General features: G+C 63.3%; 1 protein-coding gene and 1 pseudogene. One reads left to right on the forward strand and one right to left on the reverse strand.

What is annotated here, in order from left to right:
- Positions 1 to 578: 578 nt before the first annotated feature.
- Positions 579 to 1,505: a BTAD domain-containing putative transcriptional regulator gene (locus tag ACIQLI_RS22435; protein ID WP_400392628.1), complete on the reverse strand. Its 927-nt coding sequence runs from the start codon at positions 1,503 to 1,505 to the stop codon at positions 579 to 581.
- A 5-nt stretch (positions 1,506 to 1,510) separates the two neighbouring features.
- Between ACIQLI_RS22435 and ACIQLI_RS22440 the strand changes: the two are divergent.
- Positions 1,511 to 1,971: pseudogene (locus ACIQLI_RS22440) on the forward strand (alpha/beta hydrolase); the annotation flags it as partial.
- Between the last annotated feature and the right edge of the window lie 337 nt (positions 1,972 to 2,308).

Raw genomic sequence — 2,308 nt, forward strand, 5'->3', positions numbered from 1 at the left:
TAGGACACCGCCGGACAACCATTAAGGCAAGAGCCCCGACCACAGGTCGGGGCTCTTCCCCTTTAACCACCCAACACACACCAACACACATCAGCCGGTCCCTGCAGCCCGGAGCAATCCCAGGTAGTGGTCGATGCTGCCGGCATCAATAGCTCCACTCCCGGCTGCTCTTCTCCGCTGGCTGGCGTTAGTTCCGTAAGGGCCCGGCTGATCATGGATGGTTCAGGCAGTTCGCAGGCAGTCTGGGCCAGAACGCACCAGGTGCCTCCAACAAGAGGTCAGCCAGTTCGTCCCCGTTGCGTAGTTGCCGGGTGAACGACGCCAACGCAAGGATTCCCTCGCTGAACCCTGGCATTTCCCCAGGTACAGGAGGCGTCGGGCCGCCGCGAGGAACGTCCAGCGGAACCATTGGGTGGACACGGCTGCCAACGGGCGCTCGTGACGCACGGCCAACCGGTCCACTGCATTGGCTTCAACAAGGGCGGAATCAATGTCCGACATTGCGCATAGCGCCTGCATCCGAATCAGGCGCTCGTTGAGCTCAAAGGTGGGCGAATCGGCGTCGAACGCTGTTGTTATCAGCTGCCGGCCAATGTCTTCGCGGGGCTTTGCCAGACCTGAGCGGGCGAATGCCTGCATGAAGCGGCGCTCAGGGCAAAGTAAAGAAGGTGGCTGTCGCCCGCATTTCGGGCCAACGCAACGGCCTCGGCCGCTTCGGCGCGCCTGCTCCCTGTTCCGCGGGACTTCATGGCGATCGTCGCCAGAAGACGGGCCCGGTTGCGGTCGCTGAGTTGCACAGGAGAGGCCAGAGCATCCTCGGCTGCGGCCACCACAGCCGTAGAAGCGGCGGGATCGTCTGTTCGCGTCCACATCCCGGGGACGTCGTAACCTCCGATGACACGCGCAGCGAGTTCGGGATCGTTGAGCCCGGCGGCCGCTTCGATTGCAGCAAGGCGCTGCTGACGGGCTGTCTCAAGGTCGCCGGCGACCGCGAGGCTGCCCAAAACGGCATTCGCAGCCTCGATTGGCCGCGCGTCGGCGAGCCGGGCTGCGGCGCAACGTTCGACGGCGGTCTGCCGGAGGGCGCTGAGCCGCGACGCCTCCGGGACCGCCCAGGGAAGCCCGGCAAACTCCTGGTAGGGGCTTCCGTGCCACTCAGCGAGGGCAGCGGACAAACGCGAATCAGCGTCGTCGGGAGCGGCCCCAACCGCCCCGGCCATGGCCGTTTCAAAGCGCCAGGCATCCACCGCGTCGTCGTCGAGCGGCAACGCATAGCCGTCACCAACCGTGACCAGATGGGAGGGCGGAGTGCGGGGCGTCCGGTGCGGTTCAAGGATGTGGCGCAGCTCGCCAACAAAGGTCCGGATGGCTCCCACAGCCCCGTTCGGTGGCATGCCGTCCCATAGTTCTTCAGCAAGGTCTGCGGTGGGGATCGCCCGACCCCGCAGCGCGACCAGGATCGCGATGACCTCCCGATGCCTGCGCTTGGACAGTTCCAGCTGCACCCCGCCTGGATCACGGTGACGCAGTGACCCATCTTTTGTCCCTGGACGTGCTGCCGACCTTGGATATGTGGGGCATTCTCCGGGGCGCGGATGCCAAGGTGGCGTGGCACCTTTACCTGATGGCACAGCCTGCCGGCATCCCGGAGCCCAGGATCGAAACTCTTATCGGGAGGAGTATCTGAGGGCATCACGTGGGGCTGTGGCATCGATCGTTGCCGACTACCGCGCTTCTGCCGGCATCGACATGGCGCATGACCGGGCCGACAGGGACTCCGGACGCACTCTGGAGATGCCCGTAACTGTAATGCAGCAGGATGGTGGAGCTGCGCTGGGCTACGACGCCGCCGCCTTTTGGGGCGCCTGGGCGACTGACCTGAACCACATGACCTTTGACGGAGGCTACTTCATGGCTGAGGAAAATCCAGGTGCCGTGAGCGCTGCGTTGCGGGAGCTGATGAAGCGCTAGGAACCAGCGCCCGACGGCGGTTGGTGGGTTTTGGGGGTGGGTTTGGTGTGGGTGGGGTGGGGTGTTGGGGTGGATTTGCGTTGGGGGTTGGGGGCGTGTATTGTTTTCTGAGTCGCCGGGTGCGAAACGGAAAGCCGGAAGGTGTGTACGGTTCGGTAGGCGGCCAAAAATAACTCTTCTTTTCCAATGGCCCTGTTGGGTGCGCTGCTTTGTGTGGTGTGCTGTGGGTGATGTTTTGGGGGGTCTGTTGTTTGAGAACTCAATAGTGTGCCAAGTTTGTTGATACCGATTGTTTTATTGATTGGTTGAAATTATGGCTGGATCATTGCGCACCCCC

Origin of the sequence: Paenarthrobacter sp. NPDC091669 (assembly GCF_044756725.1) — a bacterium.
Taxonomy (GTDB): Bacteria; Actinomycetota; Actinomycetes; order Actinomycetales; family Micrococcaceae; genus Arthrobacter; species Arthrobacter bambusae_C.